1 protein-coding gene is annotated in these 608 nt (G+C 41.3%); it reads right to left on the bottom strand.

From position 1 onward, the window contains the following. A partial coding sequence (locus ABD296_RS49885) for a sulfate ABC transporter substrate-binding protein (RefSeq protein WP_344285664.1) occupies positions 1–554 on the bottom strand: 554 nt, incomplete at its 3' end. Positions 555–608 lie beyond the last annotated feature (54 nt).

Below are 608 nucleotides of genomic sequence, written 5' to 3'. Positions count from 1 at the left end.
TTATAAATTTGGCGAACAAATTCTTGTGCTTTTGCATCGTTACCACCTGCTTGATGTTTTGCCCAAGCCCAAGCTGCAAGATAGTTCCAACGTGCACCACCAGAAGTTTTCGGGTTTGGCGTAATAATTTCCACGCCTGGCTTGATTAAGTCACCCCAATCTTTAATTTGTTTAGGGTTACCCTTACGAACTAAAAACACGATAGTTGATGTGTACGGAGTAGAGTTTTGCGGTAACTTTTTCTGCCAGTCTGTTGGAAGCAATTTTGCTTTTTCAGCAATTTCATCAATATCAGCAGCAAGTGCTAATGTCACAACATCTGCATTTAAGCCGTCGATTACAGCGCGGGCCTGTTTACCAGAACCACCGTGTGACTGTTTAAACTCAATATCTTGACCGGTACGCTGTTTCCAGTAAGTACCGAACTGTTTGTTGAAATCTGTATATAACTCGCGAGTTGGATCGTAAGAAACGTTTAAGAATTCTTGAGCTGCACACGATGAAACAGAAAGTAATGCAGCAATAACCCCGACTTTTAACTGAGAAAAACGCATGAGATAACCCCTCAAAAAATACGAAATGTTCAAAACATGAACGCAGAATAGCGC

This window comes from Actinomadura napierensis (genome assembly GCF_039529375.1).
Classification (GTDB): domain Bacteria; phylum Actinomycetota; class Actinomycetes; order Streptosporangiales; family Streptosporangiaceae; genus Spirillospora; species Spirillospora napierensis.
This window is presented reverse-complemented; position numbering and strand designations above follow the sequence as displayed.